This is a genomic window from Amycolatopsis nigrescens CSC17Ta-90, assembly GCF_000384315.1.
Taxonomy (GTDB): Bacteria; Actinomycetota; Actinomycetes; order Mycobacteriales; family Pseudonocardiaceae; genus Amycolatopsis; species Amycolatopsis nigrescens.
Genome location: NZ_ARVW01000001.1, coordinates 7,328,137 through 7,349,359 on the forward strand (window position 1 = coordinate 7,328,137; position 21,223 = coordinate 7,349,359).

The 21,223-nt window shown below is 70.9% G+C and carries 17 protein-coding genes and 1 pseudogene; 9 read left to right on the forward strand and 9 right to left on the reverse strand.

Annotation, left to right across the window (positions count from 1 at the left end; all coding sequences use genetic code 11):
• Entirely contained in the window at window positions 1-1,116 is a 1,116-nt protein-coding gene (gene tal / locus AMYNI_RS0134760) for a transaldolase (protein ID WP_020672723.1), read from the reverse strand.
• Between the two features lie 42 nt (window positions 1,117-1,158).
• The gene (gene tkt, locus AMYNI_RS0134765) at window positions 1,159-3,273 is read right to left on the reverse strand and encodes a transketolase (protein ID WP_020672724.1); all 2,115 of its coding nucleotides are present in this window, start codon (window positions 3,271-3,273) and stop codon (window positions 1,159-1,161) included.
• 343 nt (window positions 3,274-3,616) lie between these two features.
• Between tkt and AMYNI_RS0134770 the strand changes: the two genes are divergently transcribed.
• The 3 genes from AMYNI_RS0134770 (at window position 3,617) to AMYNI_RS0134780 (ending at window position 7,580) form a co-directional block, all read left to right on the forward strand.
• On the forward strand, window positions 3,617-4,597 hold the full coding sequence (locus tag AMYNI_RS0134770; RefSeq protein ID WP_020672725.1) for a heme o synthase: 981 nt from the start codon (window positions 3,617-3,619) through the stop codon (window positions 4,595-4,597).
• A 94-nt stretch (window positions 4,598-4,691) separates the two neighbouring features.
• Window positions 4,692-6,971: a HelD family protein gene (locus AMYNI_RS0134775; RefSeq protein ID WP_020672726.1), complete on the forward strand. Its 2,280-nt coding sequence runs from the start codon at window positions 4,692-4,694 to the stop codon at window positions 6,969-6,971.
• 9 nt (window positions 6,972-6,980) lie between these two features.
• Window positions 6,981-7,580, forward strand: a complete 600-nt coding sequence (locus AMYNI_RS0134780; protein ID WP_026361310.1) for an FKBP-type peptidyl-prolyl cis-trans isomerase — start codon at window positions 6,981-6,983, stop codon at window positions 7,578-7,580.
• A gap of 80 nt (window positions 7,581-7,660) precedes the next feature.
• On the opposite strand, the gene AMYNI_RS0134785 is transcribed toward AMYNI_RS0134780, so the two are convergent.
• Window positions 7,661-8,632 (reverse strand): quinone oxidoreductase family protein, encoded by a 972-nt coding sequence (locus AMYNI_RS0134785; protein WP_020672728.1) that lies wholly within the window; start codon window positions 8,630-8,632, stop codon window positions 7,661-7,663.
• Window positions 8,633-8,735: 103 nt separating this feature from the next.
• Here AMYNI_RS0134785 and AMYNI_RS46065 point away from each other — a divergent pair, with 103 nt between their 5' ends.
• The gene (locus tag AMYNI_RS46065) at window positions 8,736-9,104 is read left to right on the forward strand and encodes a hypothetical protein (protein ID WP_020672729.1); all 369 of its coding nucleotides are present in this window, start codon (window positions 8,736-8,738) and stop codon (window positions 9,102-9,104) included.
• Window positions 9,101-9,969: pseudogene (locus AMYNI_RS50340) on the forward strand (ATP-grasp domain-containing protein). The gene AMYNI_RS46065 and the pseudogene AMYNI_RS50340 overlap by 4 nt, the downstream one beginning before the upstream one ends.
• Here the strand turns inward: AMYNI_RS50340 and AMYNI_RS0134805 are convergent.
• Entirely contained in the window at window positions 9,932-11,341 is a 1,410-nt protein-coding gene (locus AMYNI_RS0134805) for an MFS transporter (protein WP_020672732.1), read from the reverse strand. The pseudogene AMYNI_RS50340 and the gene AMYNI_RS0134805 sit on opposite strands and share 38 nt — an antisense overlap.
• 119 nt (window positions 11,342-11,460) lie before the next feature.
• On the opposite strand from AMYNI_RS0134805, the gene AMYNI_RS0134810 reads away from it, so the two are divergent.
• Window positions 11,461-12,156 carry a TetR/AcrR family transcriptional regulator gene (locus AMYNI_RS0134810; RefSeq protein WP_026361312.1) on the forward strand — a complete coding sequence of 232 codons (696 nt, stop codon included), beginning with the start codon at window positions 11,461-11,463 and terminating at the stop codon, window positions 12,154-12,156.
• Window positions 12,157-12,224: 68 nt separating this feature from the next.
• Window positions 12,225-13,181: a DUF6528 family protein gene (locus tag AMYNI_RS0134815; RefSeq protein WP_020672734.1), complete on the forward strand. Its 957-nt coding sequence runs from the start codon at window positions 12,225-12,227 to the stop codon at window positions 13,179-13,181.
• Between the two features lie 3 nt (window positions 13,182-13,184).
• On the opposite strand, the gene AMYNI_RS0134820 is transcribed toward AMYNI_RS0134815, so the two are convergent.
• The 5 genes from AMYNI_RS0134820 to mptB form a co-directional block, all read right to left on the reverse strand.
• Window positions 13,185-14,120 (reverse strand): acyl-CoA desaturase, encoded by a 936-nt coding sequence (locus AMYNI_RS0134820; protein WP_020672735.1) that lies wholly within the window; start codon window positions 14,118-14,120, stop codon window positions 13,185-13,187.
• A gap of 270 nt (window positions 14,121-14,390) precedes the next feature.
• Entirely contained in the window at window positions 14,391-15,392 is a 1,002-nt protein-coding gene (locus AMYNI_RS0134825) for a COX15/CtaA family protein (protein ID WP_020672736.1), read from the reverse strand.
• Between the two features lie 25 nt (window positions 15,393-15,417).
• On the reverse strand, window positions 15,418-16,215 hold the full coding sequence (locus AMYNI_RS0134830; protein ID WP_020672737.1) for an ABC transporter permease: 798 nt from the start codon (window positions 16,213-16,215) through the stop codon (window positions 15,418-15,420).
• 20 nt (window positions 16,216-16,235) lie between these two features.
• On the reverse strand, window positions 16,236-17,162 hold the full coding sequence (locus tag AMYNI_RS0134835; RefSeq protein WP_020672738.1) for an ABC transporter ATP-binding protein: 927 nt from the start codon (window positions 17,160-17,162) through the stop codon (window positions 16,236-16,238).
• 24 nt (window positions 17,163-17,186) lie between these two features.
• Window positions 17,187-18,791, reverse strand: a complete 1,605-nt coding sequence (gene mptB / locus AMYNI_RS0134840) for a polyprenol phosphomannose-dependent alpha 1,6 mannosyltransferase MptB (protein WP_020672739.1) — start codon at window positions 18,789-18,791, stop codon at window positions 17,187-17,189.
• Window positions 18,792-18,929: 138 nt separating this feature from the next.
• Between mptB and AMYNI_RS0134845 the strand changes: the two genes are divergently transcribed.
• Both AMYNI_RS0134845 and sufB read left to right on the forward strand, forming a co-directional pair.
• Window positions 18,930-19,778: a helix-turn-helix transcriptional regulator gene (locus AMYNI_RS0134845; RefSeq protein ID WP_020672740.1), complete on the forward strand. Its 849-nt coding sequence runs from the start codon at window positions 18,930-18,932 to the stop codon at window positions 19,776-19,778.
• Entirely contained in the window at window positions 19,775-21,223 is a 1,449-nt protein-coding gene (gene sufB / locus AMYNI_RS0134850) for a Fe-S cluster assembly protein SufB (RefSeq protein ID WP_020672741.1), read from the forward strand. Before AMYNI_RS0134845 ends, sufB begins: the two co-directional genes overlap by 4 nt.

Genomic DNA, 21,223 nt, shown 5'->3' on the forward strand with positions numbered 1-21,223 from the left:
TCAGTCCTTCACTTTGTCCAGCTGGCCGGTCACGGTGTCCAGGAGCTCGGCCCAGGACTTCTCGAACTTCTCCACACCTTCGTTCTCCAGCACCAAGAACACGTCGGCGATGTCGATGCCGACGGCCTCGAGCCGGTCGAACACCTCCTGCGCCCGCGCCGCGGTGCCGGTCACCGTGTCCCCGGTGACCTCGGCGTGGTCGGCGGCCGCGTCCATGGTCTTCTCCGGCATGGTGTTCACCGTGTCGTGCACCACGAGCTGGTCCACATAACGGGTGTCGGAGTACTCCGGGTTCTTCACCCCGGTGGACGCCCACAGCGGCCGCTGCGCGTTGGCGCCCTGGTCGGCCAGCACGCGCCAGCGGTCGGCGGCGAACATCGCCTCGAAGGCCGCGTAGGCGAGCCGTGCGTTGGCGATGGCGGCCTCGCCGCGCAGCGCCTTGGCCTCGTCCGAGCCGATCGCCTCCAGCCGCTTGTCCACTTCGGCGTCCACACGGGACACGAAGAAGGAGGCGACCGAGTGGATGCCCTTGAGGTCGTGCCCGTTGGCCTTCGCCTGCTCGAGACCGGCGAAGAACGCTTCGATGACCGCCTTGTACCGCTCCACCGAGAAGATCAGCGTCACGTTCACGCTGATGCCCTCCGCGAGGGTCCTGGTGATCGCCGGCAGGCCCTCTTCGGTGGCCGGGATCTTGACCAGGATGTTCGGCCGGTCCACGGTCTTCCACAGGTCCTGCGCCTCGGCCACGGTCTTCTCGGTGTCCTTGGCCAGCCGCGGATCCACCTCGATGGACACCCGGCCGTCGACGCCGTTGGTGGCGTTGTAGACGTCCCGGAAGAGGTCGGCCGCGTTGCGCACGTCGGTGGTGGTCAGCTCGCGGACCACCGCGTCCACGCCGGCCCCGCGGGCGGCCAGCTCGCGCAGCTGCTCGTCGTAGGCTTCGCCGTCGGCCATCGCGTTGGCGAAGATGGTCGGGTTGGTGGTGACCCCGACGACGTGCTTGTCGCGGACGAGGTCGGCGAGGTTGCCGGAGTTCAGGCGTTCCCTGGACAGGTCGTCGAGCCAGATCGATACGCCGGCCTCGCTGAGCCGGGCCAGCCCGTCGTTGTTGCTCATGACTTGATCATCCCCTTGAGGTGGTGACGAAAGTGTGCGTCTTCAGGCGTTCTTTGTCTTGTCGAGCGACCGGCGCGCGGCGTCCACCACCGCGTCGGCGGTGAAGCCGAACTCGCGGAACAGCGTCTGGTAGTCGGCGGACGCGCCGAAGTGCTCGATCGACACGACCTCGCCGGTGTCACCGACGAAGCGGTGCCAGGAAAGGGCGATGCCGGCCTCCACCGCGACCCGTGCCTTCACGGTGGGCGGGATGACCGCTTCCCGGTACGCCTTGTCCTGCTGGTCGAACCACTCGACACAGGGCATGGACACCACACTGGTCGGAACGCCGTCGGCCTCCAGGGTGTTCCTGGCCTCGACGGCGAGCTGCACCTCGGAGCCGGTGGCCAGCAGCACCACCTCGGGGGAGCCGTTGGACGCTTCGGCGAGCACGTAACCGCCCTTGGCGACGCCCTCCGCGTTGGTGCCTTCCAGCACCGGCACGTTCTGCCGGGTCAGCGCCAGCCCGGACGGCGCGTGGACGTCCTCCAGCACCGCCTTCCACGCGTACGCGGTCTCGTTGGCGTCGGCGGGCCGCACCACGTTCAGGCCGGGGATGGCCCGCAGCGCGGACAGCTGCTCGATCGGCTGGTGCGTCGGGCCGTCCTCGCCGAGGCCGATCGAGTCGTGCGTCCAGACGTAGATGACCGGGGCCTTCATCAGCGCGGCGAGCCGCACCGGCGGGCGCATGTAGTCGCTGAAGATGAGGAAGGTGGCGCCGTAGGGCCGGGTGCCGCCGTGCAGCGCGATCCCGTTCAGGATCGAGCCCATCGCGTGCTCGCGGACGCCGAAGTGCAGCGTGCGGCCGTACGGGTTGGCCTGCCACATCCCGGTGGAGGCCTTCTCCGGGCCGAACGAGTCGGCGCCCTTCATGGTGGTGTTGTTGCTCTCCGCCAGGTCTGCGGAACCGCCCCACAGCTCGGGCAGCACGTCCGCCACCGCGGAGAGCACCTCGCCGGAGGCCTTGCGGGTCGCGATTCCCTTCGCGTCCGGCTCCCAGGACGGCAGCTTCTCGGCCCAGCCCGCCGGCAGCGAGCGGGTGCGCAGCCGGTCCGCGAGCTGCTTGCGCTCGGGGTTGGCCGTCGCCCACTGGTCGAACTTCCGCTGCCACTCGGCGTGCGCCGCCCGGCCGCGCTCGGCCGCCTTGCGGGTGTGCGCGATGACCTCGTCGTCCACCTGGAAGCTGCGCTCCGGGTCGAAGCCGAGGATCTCCTTGACCGCGGCCACCTCGTCCGCGCCCAGCGCGGCGCCGTGCGCCTTGCCGGTGTTCATCTTGTTCGGCGCCGGGTAGCCGATCACGGTGCGCAGCAGGATGAAGGAGGGCCGGCCGGTCTCCGCCTTGGCGGCCTCGATGGCCTGCTCGATGGCGACCACGTCCTCGCCGCCGTCCACCACCTGCACGTGCCAGCCGTATGCCTCGTACCGCTTCGCGGTGTCTTCGGACAGCGCGATGTTGGTGTCGTCCTCGATGGAGATCTTGTTGTCGTCGTAGATCACCACCAGGTTGCCGAGCTCCTGGCGGCCGGCGATCGAGGATGCCTCGGAGGTGACGCCCTCTTCGATGTCACCGTCGGAGGCGATCACGTAGACGAAGTGGTCGAAGATGCTCTCGCCGGGTGCGGCGTCCGGGTCCAGCAGGCCGCGCTCGCGGCGGGCGGCCATCGCCATCCCCACCGCGTTGGCGAGGCCCTGACCGAGCGGCCCGGTGGTGGTCTCCACCCCGTCGGTGTGCCGGTACTCCGGGTGGCCGGGGGTCTTCGAGCCCCACTTGCGCAGCTGCCGGAGGTCGTCCAGCTCGAGGCCGTAACCCGCAAGGTAGAGCTGGATGTAGAGGGTGAGGCTGCTGTGCCCGGCGGACAGCACGAAGCGGTCGCGGCCGGCCCAGTCCTGGTCCTCGGGGTCGTGCCGCAGCACCCGCTGGAAGAGCGAGTACGCGACCGGCGCCAGGCTCATCGCGGTACCGGGGTGGCCGCTGCCACAGTTCTCCACCGCGTCCGCGGCGAGCACGCGGACGGTGTCCACCGCCCGGGTATCCAGTTCGGTCCAGTCGGCCGGCACGTTCCGCCGGGTCAGGAGCTTGTCGGGGCTGTTCTCGCTGATAGAGGCGGTTTCGGACACTGAACTCGTACTCCCCGTCTTCAAGGTCGAAGCTGTCTTCCTGCGTGGTGTACCCGGTATTGCGGTGCTACTGGACTAAATCGATCCCGAAGTCACGATATTCCTGCTCCGGCACCCTCGCACGGGCACCGCGTCGGCGGTCGCGGCCAGCCTAATGGTTGGGCCGTCCGCGGCAGCGCCCCCCGACACGCCCCCGCGACACGCTGCCGCCTGTGCGGACCCGCAGGTAACCCGATCCGGCACCATGACTAACATCGACTCGGGCGCCAAACCCCGCGTGTGCTTCGGTTCCACCACCAGATCACGGGAGCCTGGGCCCGCCCGATCTGACGCAGGGAGTGAAATGTCGTTGGTGAACGCTGCGCACGGACGCAGTGAGGACACCAGCGCCGTGCATCCGACCGGCGAGAAACCGCCCCGGGAACGGCGAACCGCTCGGCAGGTTGTTGGCGCGTACGCCGCGCTCGCCAAACCCCGGGTCATCGAGCTGCTGCTCGTCACCACCATCCCGGCGATGTTCCTGGCCGGCCGGGAGATCCCGTCGCCGTGGCTGGTGCTGGCCACGCTGGTCGGCGGCACCATGGCGGCCGGCAGCGCGAACGCGCTCAACTGCGTGATCGACGCGGACATCGACAAGGTGATGAAGCGGACCAGGCGGCGCCCGCTGGTCCGCGACTCGGTGCCGCGCCGCGGCGCGCTGATCTTCGGTCTAGCGCTCGGCGCCGCTTCGGTCGCGGTGCTCTATTTCACGGTGAACCTGCTCGCCGCCGTGCTCGCGATCGCCACCATCCTCTTCTACATCTTCGTCTACACCCTGGTGCTCAAGCGCCGGACCGCGCAGAACGTGGTGTGGGGCGGTGCCGCCGGCTGCATGCCGGTGGTGATCGGCTGGGCGGCGGTGACCGGCACCGTGCAGTGGCCCGCGTTCGTGATGTTCGGGGTGATTTTCTTCTGGACCCCGCCGCACACCTGGGCGCTGGCCATGCGGTACCGCGAGGACTACGAGCGGGCCGGGGTGCCGATGCTGCCGGTGGTGGCCACCCCGCAGCACGTGGCCAAGCAGATCGTCATCTACTCCTGGGTGATGGTGGCCTGGACGCTGCTGCTGATCCCGGCCACGAGCTGGCTGTACACCTCGTTCGCGCTGCTGGTCGGTGGCTGGTTCCTGTTCTACGCGCACAGCCTGTACGCCTCGGTGCGCCGTGGTGAGGCGACCAAGCCGATGGCGTTGTTCCACCGGTCCAACACCTATCTGATGATCCTGTTCTGCGCGCTGGCCGTGGACTCGGCGATCGGCCTGCCGGTCGTCGGCCTGCCCTTCTGACGGCCGGACCCTCTCGGCGGGGAATAAGCACCTCGGTGGGGCCTGTTGTTCTCCTTCGGCCCCGAACACCCCTGACCGCGAGAGTGGGTAGCCCTTGTCCGTGTCCCCGCCCGACCGGGAACCAGACGCCGGCCAGGAGGTCGCGCGCGAGCAGGAGTACGTCTCCGCGCTGTACCGCAAGCTGGACGCCGAGCGCGAGGTGGCGCAGCGCCGGCTCACCGAGACCCTGCGCCAGACCGGCGGAACCCCGCAGGCCCGCACCGAACGCGACGTGTCCACCGCCCTGTACTCCGACCGGCTCGCCCAGCTGAGCTCGGTGGAGCAGGGGCTGTGCTTCGGCCGCCTCGACTTCCACGAGCAGGAGACCGCCTACATCGGCAGGCTCGGGCTGTTCGACGAGGAGGGCGACTACGCCCCGCTGCTGATCGACTGGCGGGCACCGGTGGCGCGGCCGTTCTACCTGGCCACCGCCGCCTCCCCGGACGGGGTCCGCCGCCGGCGGCACCTGCGCACGCTGAGCCGCCGGGTCGTCGGCGTTGACGACGAGATCCTCGACCTGAACGCGGCCGACCAGGGCCAGGACCTCGGCCTCGCCGGCGAGGCCGCGCTGCTCGCCGCGCTGGAACGGCGGCGCACCGGCGAGATGAGCGACATCGTCGCGACCATCCAGGGCGAGCAGGACGACATCATCCGGGACGGCCTGAACGGCGTGCTGGTGGTGCAGGGCGGGCCCGGCACCGGCAAGACCGCGGTCGCGCTGCACCGCGCGGCCTACCTGCTCTACACCCACCGCCGGCAGCTCACCACGCGCGGCGTGCTGGTGGTCGGGCCCAACTCGACCTTCCTGCGCTACATCGGCCAGGTGCTGCCGTCGCTGGGGGAGACCGGGGTGCTGCTGGCCACCGTCGGCGAGCTGTACCCGGGCACCGTCGCGCGGGGCACCGACAGCGTGGCCGCCGCCGAGATCAAGGGCCGCGCGGCGATGGCGGACCTGCTCGCCGCCGCGGTCCGCGATCGGCAGCAGGTGCCGGAGACCGTGCTGGAGATCGAGGTCGAACGCGAGATCGTCCGGCTGGACCGCAACACCTGCGCCGAGGCGCGGAGCAAGGCGCGCAGGTCCCGGCGCCCGCACAACCTGGCGCGCCGGATCTTCGTCGCCGAACTGCTGGACGCGCTGACCCGCCAGGTCGCCAAGCGGCTCGACGTGGATTCCGACGGCCTGCTGGACGCGCACGACCTGGACGACATCCGGGCCGAGCTGGCGGTGGACAAGAACGTGCGGCGGGCGCTGGACGAGCTGTGGCCAACGCTCACCCCGCACCAGCTGCTCGGCGACCTGCTCGCCTCCCCGGACCGGCTGGAGTCGGCCGCCGGGCGCCGGCTGACCGCCGACGAGCGGGCCGCACTGGTGCGCCCGCCGTGGGCGGACTGGACTCCGGCCGACGTGCCGCTGCTGGACGAGCTGGCCGAACTGCTCGGCGAGGACGACACCGAGGCGCGGGCCGAGGAAGCGCGGCGGGAACGCGAAGAGCGGGCCTACGCCGAGGGTGTGCTGCACGTGCTGGAGCAGGACGAGGAGATCATCGACGAAGAGGTGCTGCGGGTCCGCGACGTGCTGGACGCGGAGCTGCTCGCTGAACGGCAGGAACGCCGCAGCGACCTGACCGCGGCCCAGCGCGCCGCCGGGGACCGCACCTGGACCTTCGGGCACGTGATCGTGGACGAGGCGCAGGAACTGTCCGCGATGGACTGGCGCACGCTGATGCGGCGGTGCCCGAGCCGGTCGATGACCCTGGTCGGTGACGTGGCGCAGACCGGCGCGGCGGCCGGCGCGTCCTCCTGGCAGGAGGTGCTCAGCCCGTACGTCGCCGACCGGTGGCGGCTGCGCGAGCTGACCGTGAACTACCGGACCCCGGCCGAGATCATGACGCTGGCCGCGGACGCGCTCGCCGAGGTGGACCCGGACTTGCGGGTACCCGCTTCGGTGCGCGAAACCGGCGACGCGCCTTGGCGGCTTTCGGTGCCGCCCGGGGAGCTGCCCGAGCGGCTGGCGCCGGTGGTGGCGGCCGAGTTGGCCGCGGCCGACGGCGGCACGGTGGCGGTGCTCTGCCCGAAGGACCGGCTCGACGGGCTGCGGGCCGCGGTGCCGGCGGACGAGCGGCTGTCCGTGCTCGCCGTGGAAGAGGCGAAGGGCCTGGAGTTCGACGCGGTGGTGCTGGTGGCTCCCGAGGAGATCGTGGCCGGGTCGTCCCGCGGCTGGAACGATCTCTACGTGGCGCTGACCCGTGCCACCAGGCGGCTCGGGATCCTGCACGACGGGCCGCCGCTGCCTGCGCTTTCGGGTGCTGCCGAGCAGGCACGGGCGCCCCGATAAAGTGACCGCATGCGTAACGCTGGCAAGATCATTACTGTGGTGGCCGCCGCACTGAGCCTTGGTGCCTGCACCAACTCCGAACAAGCCTCCGACCTGCCGCCGGGCAGCGGGCCGACCCCGTCGGTCGGCCAGCCCGCCGCGTCCAGCTCGGCTTCGGCGCCGTCCTCCGGCAACGTCAGCACGGAGCCGGAAGGGCAGAAGGAGTGCACGGCCGAGGACATCAAGGTCACCGGTGCGGCCGGTGCGCCGCCGGAGATCACCATCCCGGCCACCTGCAAGCCGCCGACGAAGCGGCTGAGCAAGGACCTCACCCCGGGCACCGGCGCGGAGGCCAAGGCCGGCAGCCAGCTGGAGATGAACTACCTGCTGGTCTCCTGGTCGGACAAGGAGAAGAAGGACAGCTCCTTCGACCGCGGTGAGCCGTTCCCGCTGTCGCTCGGCGAGGGCAGCGTCATCAAGGGCTGGGACGAGGGCCTGGTCGGGATCAAGCAGGGCGCCCGCCGGCTGCTGGTGATCCCGCCCGCCGAGGGCTACGGCCCGAACGGCAAGGGCACGATCAAGCCGAACGAGACCCTCGTCTTCATCGTCGACGCCGTCAAGGTCGCCTAACCCCCTTCTTGCCAGAGTCCGTGAAGGGCACCTTGCCTACCTTCAAAGTAGGCAAGGTGCCCTTCACGGACTCGTTAGCGTCAGGGGAGTAGCAGGAGTTTGCCGGTGGTCCGGCGGCCCTGGAGGTCTTCGTGCGCCTGCCGGGCGTCGGCGAGCGGGTAACGTCCGCCGATCCGGATGTTCAGCGAACCGGCCTGCACCGCCTCGAACAGCTCCCGCACCCGCCAGTCCAGCTCTTCCCTGGTCCGGGTGTAGTCCGCGCTGGTGGGCCTGGTCAGGTACACCGAGCCGGCCTTGTTCAGCCGCTGCGGGTCGATCGGCGGCACCGGCCCGCTGGACGCGCCGAACAGGGCGAGCAGTCCGCGCGGTCGCAGGCTGGCCAGGCTGCCGTCCACGGTGGTCTTGCCGACCCCGTCGTACACCACCGCGACGCCCTCGCCGCCGGTCAGTTCGCGGACCACACCGGCGAAGTCCACCTGGTCGTACCTGATCACCTCGTCCGCGCCGGCTTCGATGGCCAGCCGCTCCTTCTCCGCGGTGGACACGGTGCCGATCACCCGCGCGCCGCGCGCCTTGGCCAGCTGGATGAGCAGCAGGCCGACCCCGCCGGCCGCGGCGTGCACCAGGATGGTCTCGCCCTCGGCGACCGGATGGGTGGACGCGACCAGGTAGTGCGCGGTGACGCCCTGGAGCAGGGTCGCGGCGGCCGTCTCGTCGGAGATCCCGTCCGGCACCCGCACCAGCAGGTGGGCCGGCACCAGCGCCTGCTGCGCGTAGCCGCCGGGGGAGCCATTCCAGCCGACCCGGTCGCCGACTGCGAACTCGCCGACTTCGCTGCCCACGGCCGCCACCGTGCCGGCGCCCTCCATCCCGGGGGTGAAGGGCAGCTCGACCGGGTAGATCCCGGCGCGCTGGTAGGTGTCGATGTAGTTCACGCCCGCGGCGGCCACGTTCACCAGCACCTCGCGCGGTCCCGGCGCGCTGAGCTCCACCTCGGCGGGCTCGAGCACCTCGGGACCACCGGTCCGCCGAACCTGTACTGCCGTGAGCATTCGTCCTCCTGCGGGTCTTCGATCTTGTCACCGGATTCAACTCGGGTTAACTATGGCCGCCGCCACGATGTTCCGCGCGGTCGTGGGCGCCTAGGATCGGTTCGTGGCTGAGCAGAACGAGAAGACCGGAAAGTCCGTTCCGAAGGGGCCGACGGCGAGGCAGCTGACGGCCGCCCGCAAGTTCATCGAGCGGCACGGGGGGACGGCCAAGGGCGTGGTGGAGAACATCGGTCTCGCCGGTGCCAGGGTGGTGCTGGTCGGTGCGGACGGCGCGCTCGGGGACGTGGTGGTCTCCGGGGTTGACGCCGGCAACGCGCTGGTCGAGCAGGTCGGCGGCCTGGAAGCCGCGGAGTGGGACGCCGAAACGGTGAACGGCACCGAGATCGGCGTGGCACACCGCCACCGGATGGCCGCCCCGCCGCCGCTGCCCGTGCCCAAGCCGCCCCAGCGGTTCCCGATCCCGCGGCCGTGAGCGCACGCGCGATCCTGGTCGGCTGCGAGAAACTGCCCGAAGGCGACGGCGACGAGCACGCGGTGCCGGCCGCGCTCGCCGATCTCGGGCTGGACGCGAGCTGGGCGGCCTGGGACGACCCGGAGGTGGACTTCGCCGCGGCCGAGGTGGTGATCCTGCGGGCGGCCTGGGACTATCCCGGCCGCCGCGCCGAGTTCCTGGCCTGGTGCGAGTCGGTGCCGGTGCTGTGCAACCCGGCGCCGGTGGCGCGCTGGAACACCGACAAGGCGTACCTGGCCGAGCTGGCCGGCACCGGGCTCGCCACCGTGCCCACCGAGCTGATCGCGCCCGGTGACCCGGTGCGCTGGCCGGAACGCGAGTTCGTGCTGAAACCCTCGGTCGGTGCCGGATCGATCGGCGCGGCCAGGTTCCCCGGTGGTGCCGGCGCGGCCGCGGCTGCGCACCTGGCCAACCTGCACGACGATGGCCACGACGTGGTCCTGCAGCCCTATCAGTCCTCTGTGGACACCGAGGGTGAGACCGCGCTGGTGTTCTTCGGCGGGGTGTATTCGCACTCCTTCACCAAATCCGCCATGCTGACCGACTCCACTGTGGACACAACCGGGCTGTACGTCTCCGAGCGCCTCGGGGTGGCCGAGCCGCCGGCGGCGTCGCGGGCACTGGCCGAGGACGCGCTGGATGCGGCCACGGCGCTGCTCGGCATCCTGCGTGCCGAACTGCTCTACGCCAGGGTTGACCTGGTGCGCGGCGACGACGGGCCGGCGGTGCTGGAACTGGAGCTCACCGAACCCTCGCTGGGCTTCCGATATGCCGACGCCGGCGCCCGCTCAGGTTCGCTTCCGCGGTCCGTCAGCAACTGGCTTGATCAGCACCAAGACCACCGCCACGATGAGCACCGAGAGCGCGGCCGAGCAGTACAGCACCGCCGACGCGCCGTCGGCGATGGACTCGGCGGTACCTGGAGTGCCGGCGAGGCGCTGGTAGAGCACGCCGAGCGCGGCCGTGCCCACGCCGGCGCCGATGGACGCGAGGCTGGTGACGGTGCCGGACACCATGCCGGCGTGCCGGTCGTCGACCGCGCCGACCGCGACCGACATCACCGGTGCGCCGGCGATGCCACCGCCCGCGCCCCAGAGCAGCAGCGGCACGGCCAGCAGCCACGGTTCGGCGGTGGCGGTGAACGCCAGGCCCAGCCAGGCGGCGCCGATCGCACGGCAGCCGTAGCCCAGCGCGATCACGTACCCCGATGGCAGCCGCGACTGGAGCCAGCCGCCGAGCATCCCGGTGGCCATATGCGCCACCGAAACCGGGACCAGCAGGAACCCGCTCTGCGTCGGGGTGAGCCCGAGCGACTCCTGGAAGTACTGGATGAAGTAGACGGTGCCGCCGATGGTGAGCATCCGGGACATGAAGATCGCCAGTGCGGCGCCGGTGAACGCCGGTACCCGGAACAGCGCCAGGTCCAGGGTCGGCGTCGCCGCTTTGCTCTCCACCCGCAGGAAGACGAGCAGCAGGGCGGCCGCGACGGCGAACTGGATCAGGGTCGTGGCCGAACCCCAGCCCTGATCTTCGCCGCGCAGCATGGCGAAGGTGCCGAGCCCGAGCGAGCAGATCAGCAGTCCGGCGCCGGCCCAGTCGATGCCGGGCTTCCCGCTGTCCTTATCGGTGTCGCGCGGCAGGTTCGCGGACGCCAGCGCGAAGGCCAGCACGCCCACCGGCACGTTGAGCAGGAACATCGCCCGCCAGCTCAGCCCTTCGATCAGCAGGCCGCCGAACACCGGCGCGATCAGGCCGGCCGCGGTGCCCGCGGTGCTCCAGGCCGCGATCGCCATGTTGCGGCGCTGTCCCTGGTACTGCTGGGCGATCAGCGGCATGCCGTTGGCCATCAGCACCGCCCCGCCGATGCCCTGCACGGCGCGGGCGACGTCCAGCAGCGGCAGGTTCGGGGCCAGCCCGCAGGCCAGCGAGGACAGCGTGAACAGCACGATCCCGGCCAGGTAGACCCGGCGCCTGCCGAGCCGGTCGGACAGCGAGCCGGCGACCTGGGTGACCGCGCCCATGCTGACCAGGTACGCGATCACCACCCACTGCAGGTCGGCCGGCGTGCCGCCGAGATCGGCCCGCACGCTGGGCAGGCCGACCGACACGATCGTCATGTCGATGACGACCAGCACCGAACCGGCGATCACCAGCGCGAGCACCATCCGGGCGCGCGCGGTCGTCTGGGGAATGACCACGGATTCTCCTTCACAGGGCCAGAAATACGGCCAGAAGTAAGGCTTGCCTAAGCGAGACTGTCGGAACTCCGGCTAAAAGTCAACGGTGCATGAAGTTCAAGCTCGCTAAGCTGGCCGGGATGCCAGAGCCACCGCGCCAGACCCGCCGACGGCCCGCCACCCGCAAGGGGCGGCCGACCCTGACCAGGGAGCTGATCGCCGGGCGGGCGCTGGAACTCGCCGGTGCCGAAGGCTTTCCCGCGGTCACTATGCGTCGGCTGGCCGAAGAGCTCGGGGTGACCGTCCGCGCGCTGTACAACTACGTGGCGGACCGCCAGGAAGTGGTGGACCTGGCCGCCCAGCGGCTGATGGCGCTCTGGGAGCTGCCCGCGCTGGACCCTGCCGACTGGGAGGCCGGTGTTCGCGCCTACTGCGCCCAGCTGCGCGGGCTCTACCGCAGCTACCCCCGTGCGCTGCTGGTCTCCCTGGACGAGCAGGTGCGCGCGGTCGGGGTGCATCCGAACCGGCTGCTCAACCCGGACGCCTTTCTCGGCCTGCTGCGCGGAATCGGCCTCAGCGCGCCGGCCGCGTCGCGGGTGCACAGCGAGCTCGGCGTGCGGCTGTTCGGGTTCGCGCTGCTGGTCGACTACCCGCACGGGCGGCAGCAGGCGGGCACCGCACCGGTGCCGGCGGCCTGGCTCGAAGCACACCCGGACCTCGAACTGCCCCACCTCACCGAAGCCCTGCGGCTCGAGAAACCCACCCCGGACGAGGCTTTCGGTCATCTCGTGGACACGCTCGTCCTCGCCATCCGCGCCGAGCTGCCCACGGGCTAACCGGCCGCGCCATCGGAAGTTCGGCGGGCCGTCACGTGCGGGACAGCGAAACCGGGTTGGCTGTGCGCATGGAGATCAAGAGACTCAGCACGCTCGTCCTGGCCGGGGTGCTCGCCGCGGCGGTGGCGGCACCGGCCGCGTCGGCGAGCACCGGTGCCCCTGGTTCGATCGTGCTCACCGAGCAGGCATCCCGGCGGATCGTGGTGCTGCCCGCGAAGCAGCGGGCCTGGGACGCGGCCGCGTTCAGCTGGACCTGGGCGCCGGGCGCGGCCAACGGGCTGGCCGACCTGGCGGCGTCCTTCAGCAACCCGTCCGAGGCCAAGCTGGCCGAGCGGGACGGCCGCAAGTACCTGCTGACCACGGCTTCCGGCGGATTCGCCGCGGTGGTGCCCTATCCGGCCGGCGACACCGCCTACTGGGCGGCCGATGTGGCCGGACGGAACAACCCGCACAGCATCGAGCTACTGCCGGACGGGAACGTGGCCGTCGCCGCGAGCACCGGCGGCTGGCTGCGCGTCTACACCGCGTCACAGGGTCCGCGTTCGGCGACCTTCGCCGAATACCCGCTCGTCGGTGCGCACGGCGCGGTCTGGGACGCCGGGCGCGGCGTGCTGTGGGCACTCGGCACGCACGAGTTGGTCGCCCTGCGGGTCGCGGGTACCGCGGCCGCGCCGGTGCTGCAGGCGGCACAGGTGATCCCGCTGCCCAGCGAGGGCGGCCACGATCTGCAGCCGGTGCCGGGCAACGCCGACCTGCTGTGGGTGACCACCGAGTCGCGGGTCTACCGGTTCAGCAAGTCGACCGGCCGGTTCTCCTCGCGGTACCCGGGCGCGCCCGCGATCGACCGGCCGGACGTCAAGAGCGTCACCACAGACCCGGGTACCGGCCGTGTGCTCACCGCAGCGGTGCAGGAGGAGCACATCTGCACCTGGTGCACGGACACCGTGCGGCTGGCGCTGCCGCACGGCGACCTGACCCTGCGCGGTGCGTGGATCTACAAGGCCCGGTGGTGGGCCGCGAACTAGCCGCTAGGCCCGCTGGATCCGCTTGGCGGCGAGACGCTCGGGCTTGGGCCAGCGCACGTTGCGCGCCCAGCCGAGCTTCTCGAAGATCCAGATCAACCTGCCGGAGACGTCGATCTGCCCGCGCAGCACGCCGTGCCGGGCGCAGGTCGGATCGGCGTGGTGCGAGTTGTGCCAGGACTCGCCCATGGACAGGATCGCCAGCGGCCAGAAGTTCGACGCCTTGTCGCGGCTGACGAACGGGCGGTCGCCCACCATGTGGCAGATCGAGTTCACCGACCAGGTCACGTGGTGCGAGAAGGCGATCCGGACCAGCCCGGCCCAGAAGAACGCGGTCACCGCGCCCCACAGCGACCAGCTCAGCAGCCCGCCGAGCAGCGCCGGCAGGGCGAGGCTGAGCGTGATCCACGCCCAGAAGTGCCGGTTCACGATGCGAAGGTCGCGGTCCGCCAGCAAATCGGGGGCGAAACGCTCGTAGTTCGTCACCTCGCGCTTGAACATCCAGCCCATGTGCGCGTGCCAGAAGCCGCGCAGCAGCGCCGTCGGCGACGAGCCGAACAGCCAGGGGGAGTGCGGGTCGCCTTCGCGGTCGGCGTAGGCGTGGTGCCGCCGGTGGCTGGCCACCCAGAAGATCACCGAACCCTGCACCGCCATGCCGCCGGCGATGGCCAGCGCCACCCGGAGCACCCGGTTGGTCTTGAACGCGCCGTGCGTGAAGTAGCGGTGGTAGCCGACCGTCACGCCGAGCATGGCGATCGTGTAGAAGGCAACGGCCAGGCCGAGATCGACCCAGTTCATGCCCCAGCCCCAGGCGATCGGCACCGCGGCCACCAACGCGACGAAGGGAATCAGCAGGAACGTCTTGAGGATGATCATCTGGGCGGTCGAACGCTGGCCCGAAACCAGGGGTTTCGGACCGGTCCGGTCGTCGGTCGTGGTCATGGCTCTGGCGAACCTCACTTCGCGTCAGGGACCGAGAAAGTGGACATTCGAGAAGAAACGTCGCACGGCTGAGCTTATCTGGCCGGTCTGGCTGGGATGCCGCGCCTGAGTTACCGACGCATGTCCGGTGCCTGGAGGGTTATGCACATCGAGTCGACGGGGGCCGCCCGGAGGGTGGCTCGCGGCGGCTCGATACCGGTGAGACACCCACGGAAGGCGTGCTGACGTGGGTGCATAACCCTCCAATCGCTAGGACACTGACCTCCGTTTTTATCCTGCCTGAGCCGAGGCTCCTCCGGTGACCGCGCCGGCGTTTTCCGGAGTGTCCGTCATCTCGTTCCGGCCGGGTGCCGGGCCCCGGTCACGGGCGGTGCACCACAACGACGCCGTCGCGACGATCACCACCGCGGAGCCGAGCACGTGGAAGGAGACCAGTTCCTCCGGCACGCCGAGGGCGTACTGCAACGAGCCGATGCTGCCCTGGGCGAGCGCGATCGCCCAGGTGACCCCGTAGGCGCGCCACAGCTTCTTCGGCCCGCCCACCCGCATCAGCTGGAGGCCGAAGGCGGCCAGCACCACCAGGTAGCAGACGAGCAGCGTGCCGTGCACCTTCGCGAGCAGGTCCACCGAGACCGCGAGCCGCGGGGTGTCCGGGTCGCCGCCGTGCGGTCCCGCGCCGGTCACCGTGGTGCCGGCGACGAGCACGGCGCCGAGGACCACGGTCAGGGCGACCAGGATCGCGCGCCCGGACGAGGGCACGTGCCAGCGCGGCGGTTCGTCGCCCTCGCCGAACGCGCGCAGCAGCAGCACCGCCAGCCAGACCAGTACGGCGGAGACCAGGAAGTGCACCGCGACTGTCCACCACAGCAGGTGGGTCAGCACCGTCATGCCGCCGATGACCGCCTGCGCCACCACGCCGCCCGGCATCGTCCAGGCCAGCTTCACCAGCCGCTTGCGGCCGGGGTGCTCGAGCTGGATGCGCCAGGCCGCGAGCACGCACAGCGCCGCGACGATCACCACCACCCCGGTGAGCAGCCGGTTGCCGAACTCGATCCACTGGGTCAGCGCGTCGAACTCGGGGTGGGAGACCGGGAACATGCTGCCCGCCACGCACTGCGGCCAGGTCGGGCAGCCGAGCCCGGAGCCGGTCACCCGCACGATCGAGCCGGTCACCCCGATCCCGCCCTGCGCGATCACCGCCGCGATGGCGACGGCACGCTGGGCCGTCCTGGACGGGTAGGGAAGCCGGGCTATCAGAGCGTTCAGGCGCACGCACAGATGGTAGGGGGCGCCCGGTTCAGGTCAGCCGGGTGGTGCGGCTGGCGATCCCGGCGGCACCCAGCGCCCAGACCGTGAGCACGCCGAGCGCGCCCCAGTCGAAGGTGCCGTCGAGCAGCGCCGCACGCAGTCCTTCGGCGAGCGCGCCGGAGGGCAGCAGCTCGACGACCGTGGCCACCCCGGCCGGCAGCGCGGACGGCGCCAGCAGGATGCCACCCGCGAGCAGCAGCACGAACCACACGATGTTCGCCAGCGCCAGCACGGCCTCGGCGCGCAGCGAACCACCGAGCAGCACGCCCAGCGCGCCGAAGCTCAGCGTGCCGATCACCAGCAGCGGTACCGCGGCGAGCAGGCCCGACGCCGAGGGCGACCAGCCGAGCAGGGCGGCGACCAGGCTCAGCACCGCGATCTGCAGCACGACCACCACCAGCGCGGCCACCACCCGGCCGGCGACCAGCAGCCAGCGCGGCAGCGCGGTGGCGGAAAGCCGCTTCAGCACGCCGTAGCGCCGGTCGAACCCGAGCGCGATGGCCTGCCCGGTGAAGGCCGAGGACATCACCGCGAGCGCGAAGATCCGCGGGGTCACCCAGTCCACCCTGGACGCCGACCCGAGGTCGCCGGTGGGCAGGATGTCCAGCAGGCTGAAGCCGGCCAGCAGGGCCAGCGGGATCAGCAGGGTGAGCAGCACCTGCTCGCCGTGGCGCAGGGTCAGGCTGGTCTCCACCCTGGCGTGCGCCAGCAGCATCCGGCCGAGCCGGCCGGAGCCGGGGGCCGGGGTGAAGGTGCCCGGGGTGAACCTGGCGGAGTGCTCGGTCATGCCTGACATTTTCGACACCGTCATCCGCGAAGATCCCGTCCGGTCAGCTCGAGGAACACTTCCTCCAGGTCACGCCTTCCGACGTGCAGTTCCTCGGCGAGAATGCCCTGTTGCGCGCACCAGGCGGTGACCGTGGAGACCACCTGCGGGTCCACGTCGCCCTGCACGCGGTAGGAACCCGGCGCGGCCTCGTGCACCCGGTAGCCCTCGGGCAGCGCCGCGGACAGCAGGTCGGTGTCCAGCCCGCTGCGGGCCTTGAAGCGCAGCTGGGCGGCATCCGAGCCCTCGGCGGTCAGCTTGCCCGGCGAGCCCTCGGCGAGGATCCTGCCGTTGTCCATGATCACCACGTCGTCGGCGAGCGCCTCGGCCTCCTCCATCAGATGCGTGGTGAGCAGCACGCTGACGCCGTCCGTGCGCAGCGCGCCGAGCAGCTCCCAGACCAGCCTGCGGGCCTGCGGGTCCATCCCGGCGGTCGGCTCGTCCAGGAACACCAGCTCCGGCCTGCCGACCAGCGCGCAGGCCAGCGACAGCCGCTGCTGCTGGCCGCCGGAGAGCCGTTTGAACGGGGTCCGCTTCGCGCCGGACAGGCCGAGGATGTCCAGGAGCCAGGCGGGGTCCAGCGGGTTCGCGGCGCAGGCCGCGACCAGCCGCAGCATCTCGTCCGCGCGCACTCCCGGGTAGGCACCGCCGCCCTGGGGCATCACCCCGATCCGCGGCCGCAGCGCGGCACCCTGCCTCGCCGGGTCCAGCCCGAGCACGCGGACGGTGCCGGCGTCCGGGCGCAGGAAGCCCTCGCAGATCTCGACGGTGGTCGTCTTGCCGGCGCCGTTCGGGCCCAGCAAGGCGAGCAGGCTGCCGCGCGGCATCCGGAGATCGAGGCCGTCGACCGCGATGGTGGAGCCGTAGCGCTTGACCAGCCCGGTGATCTCGACGGCGGGTGCACTCACGAAAACCGAGAATACGGGTTCGGCTCAGGCCGGTTTGCGTGGCACCGGCTTGGTCACCGGCCGTGCCCGCCGCAGCAGCATCGGCGCGGCCCTGTGCAGCAGCAGCACCGCCAGCAGGACGACCACACCGCCGGCGAAGTACGCCTGCGGCAGCACGTAGGAACGGCCGTCGAAGGTGCTGCCGGTGGGCGGGGTGGGGAACACCAGCACCGCGCTGAGGATGGTGGCCGCGACCCGGAACCGGGAGGTGCCGGCGGCGGCCGCCAGCGGGATCACCGCCCACAGCACGTACCACGGCTGCAGCGAGATCTGCAGGATCATCACCGCGCCGAGCGAGACGCCGAGCCCGATGATCGGCCGGTAGCGCCATTTGAAGCTGTCCCAGAGGAACTTCAGCGTGATCGCGCCGCCCACCGCGTAACCGAGCGTGGACATGATCGGCACCAGCGCGTTGGTGTGGTTGCCGAGGCCGAGCACGATGCCAAGGATGCCGCCGAGGTTGGCCAGCTCCGCGGTCGGCGAGATCCAGCTGCGGACCAGGCCGGGCGTGCCGGCGGCGGCGCCGATCCAGCCGAAGCCGAGACCCGTGCCGAGGCAGGCGGCGACGAGCACCACGGCGAACACACCCACCATCGGCAGGGCCGACTGGAACAGGTCCTTCAACCTGCCGTGCCAGCGCCGGGCCACCATCACGGTGAGGAAGGGCAGCGCCAGTATCGCGGGCAGCTTCACCGCGACGCCGAGGGTGATCACCGCGACGCCGAGCAGGATGAACAGCCACTCGCCCTTGGCCCGTGGCGGCGGGGTGTCGCCCTTGACCCGGATCGGCAGCCGCCGGATGCCCAGCTCCAGCCCGACCATCATCAGCCCGATGGCGAGCGCGTCGTTGTGCGCGCCCGCGACGAAGTGGAAGATCAGCAGCGGATTGGCCGCGCCGAGCCAGAGCGCGGTGACCGGCTGCACGCCGAACCGCCTTGCCAGCCTCGGCAGCGCCCAGACGATCAGCGCCACGCCGACCAGCGCCACCGCGCGGTGCATCAGCACGCCGGTGACCACGTCGGACCCGATCACCGAGGACAGCCAGCTGCCGATCTTGAGCACCAGCGGCCCGTACGGCGCCGGGGTTTCGCGCCACATGCCGGACACCGCCGAGGTCAGCTCGTCACCGACGCCGAGCGCCTGCGCCGGGCCGATGCTGAACGGGTCCATCCCGCGGTGCACGATCTCGCTCTGCGCGATGTAGCTGTACACGTCGCGGGAGAACAGCGGCGGGATGAACAGCAGCGGGGTCAGCCACATGACCAGCGTGCGGTTCAGCTGCGCGCGGCTGGCCAGCCGCAGCCTGCCCGGCCTGGTGAATCGGCCGAGCAGCAGCCAGCCGATCACCATCATGCAGATCCCGGTGAACGCGACGGCGAGCGAGACGGTCGGGATCCTGATGAACAGGCGCAGTACCGGGATCTCCTGCACCGGGTTGACCACCGGTGCCGCGCCGGCGCCGAGCGAGCCCAGCGCGAGGAACAGCGCGCCGACCGTGCCGAACAGGCGCACCAGGTCCAGCGCGCGCCGTTCGTCGGTGTCCAGCGGGTCCGCGGCGAGCGGCTGAACCGGCGATCGGGGTGTCACCACGGTGCCACCCCCAGCCTGCTGTGCTTCGCGCTCGCCAACTGCCACCCACGGAGCGTATCGAGTCCCCTCGGCGTGACTCCGGTCACCAGCCGATGGCCTAGCTTTGCCCTCGTTGCTGAAATACGACACACTTATGTTGTGAAAAACAGCGGGACGCACGAGCGGCCGGACGGCGATCTTCGCCGCACCGGCGCGGCCGGCGTGCCCGTGCAGGTCAGCGCCGATGGCAGGACCCGGCACGAGGTGGCCAGGCTGCTGCTGGAGCAGGGCCCGATGACCGCCGTGGTGGTCGCCGAGCAGCTCGGCATCAGCCCGGCCGCGGTCCGGCGGCACCTGGACGCGATGCTCGCCGACGGTGAGGCCGAGACCAGGGACGCGCCGCGGCGAGGACCGCGCGGCCGCGGCCGCCCGGCCAAGCTGTTCCTGCTCACCGAGTCCGGCCGGGCCCGGTTCGGGCACGCCTACGACGACCTCGCGGTGTCCGCGCTGCGCTTCCTCGCCGAGCACGCGGGGGAGGACGCGATCCGCGCGTTCGCGCAGAGCCGGGTCGCCGCACTGGTCGGCCCGCACACCGAGGCGGTCACCGGGCAGGCGGAGCCCGCTGCCAGGGCGGAGGCCCTCGCCACCGCCCTGACCAGGGAGGGCTACGCTGCGTCGACCCGTCAGGTCGGTGCCGGTGAGCAGCTCTGCCAGCACCACTGCCCGGTCGCGCATGTCGCGGCGGAGTTCCCGCAGCTGTGCGAGGCGGAGACCGAGGCGTTCGCCAGGCTGCTCGGTACGCACGTGCAGCGGCTGGCCACCATCGCGCGCGGCGACGCCGCGTGCACCACACATGTACCCGGCGCCGAGACCGCGGAGACGGTCGAAGCGGCGGGGAACCCGGCGGAGGTTTCGCCGGGAAGCACCGAAGACGTCGGACCGGCCGGTAAGGCTTGGCCGCCCGGCGAGCACAACGCAAGGATCCCGAACGGAGGGAAACCCGCATGACTGCCGCTGCCGAGCAGCGCACTCCCACCACCGCGCCCCTTACCCAAGAAGAGACCATCGACTCCCTTGGTAAGTACGCGTTCGGCTGGGCCGACTCCGATGCCGCGGGCGCCAGCGCCCGTCGCGGACTCAACGACGATGTCGTGGTCGACATCTCGGACAAGAAGTCCGAACCGGAGTGGATGCGCGAAGCACGCCTCAAGGCGCTGAAGCTGTTCGACCGGAAGCCGATGCCCAACTGGGGCGCGGACCTCTCGGGGATCGACTTCGACAACATCAAGTACTTCGTGCGGTCCAGTGAGAAGCAGGCCACCAGCTGGGAGGACCTGCCCGAGGACATCAAGAACACCTACGACAAGCTCGGCATCCCGGAGGCGGAGAAGCAGCGCCTCGTGGCCGGTGTCGCCGCGCAGTACGAGTCCGAGGTGGTCTACCACTCCATCCGCGAGGACCTGGAGAAGCAGGGCGTCCTGTTCCTGGACACCGACACCGCGCTCCGGGAGCAGCCCGAGCTGTTCCGCGAGTACTTCGGCTCGGTGATTCCGGCCGGGGACAACAAGTTCTCCGCGCTGAACACCGCGGTCTGGTCCGGCGGCTCGTTCATCTACGTGCCGAAGGGCGTGCACGTGGACATCCCGCTGCAGGCCTACTTCCGGATCAACACCGAGAACATGGGCCAGTTCGAGCGGACCCTGATCATCGTCGATGAGGATGCATACGTCCATTACGTTGAAGGCTGCACCGCGCCGATCTACCAGTCCGACTCGCTGCACTCGGCGGTCGTGGAGATCATCGTGAAGAAGGGCGCCCGCTGCCGGTACACGACCATCCAGAACTGGTCGAACAACGTGTACAACCTGGTCACCAAGCGCGCCAAGTGCGAAGAGGGCGCCACCATGGAGTGGGTCGACGGCAACATCGGCTCCAAGGTGACCATGAAGTACCCGTCTGTCTTCCTGATGGGCGAGCACGCCAAGGGCGAGGTGCTCTCCGTCGCGTTCGCCGGTGAGGGCCAGCACCAGGACGCCGGCGCGAAGATGGAGCACCTGGCGCCGCACACGTCCTCCACGATCGTGTCGAAGTCGGTGGCCCGCGGCGGCGGCCGCACCTCGTACCGCGGCCTGGTGAAGGTGGCCAAGCGGGCGCACCACTCGCGCTCCAGCGTGGTCTGCGACGCGCTGCTGGTGGACACCATCTCGCGCTCGGACACCTATCCCTACGTCGACATCCGCAACGACGACGTGTCGATGGGCCACGAGGCCACCGTGTCCAAGGTCAGCGAGGACCAGCTGTTCTACCTGATGTCGCGCGGCCTCACCGAAGAGGAAGCGATGGCCATGGTGGTGCGCGGGTTCGTCGAGCCGATCGCGCGCGAGCTGCCGATGGAGTACGCGCTCGAGCTGAACCGACTGATCGAACTGCAGATGGAAGGATCCGTCGGCTGA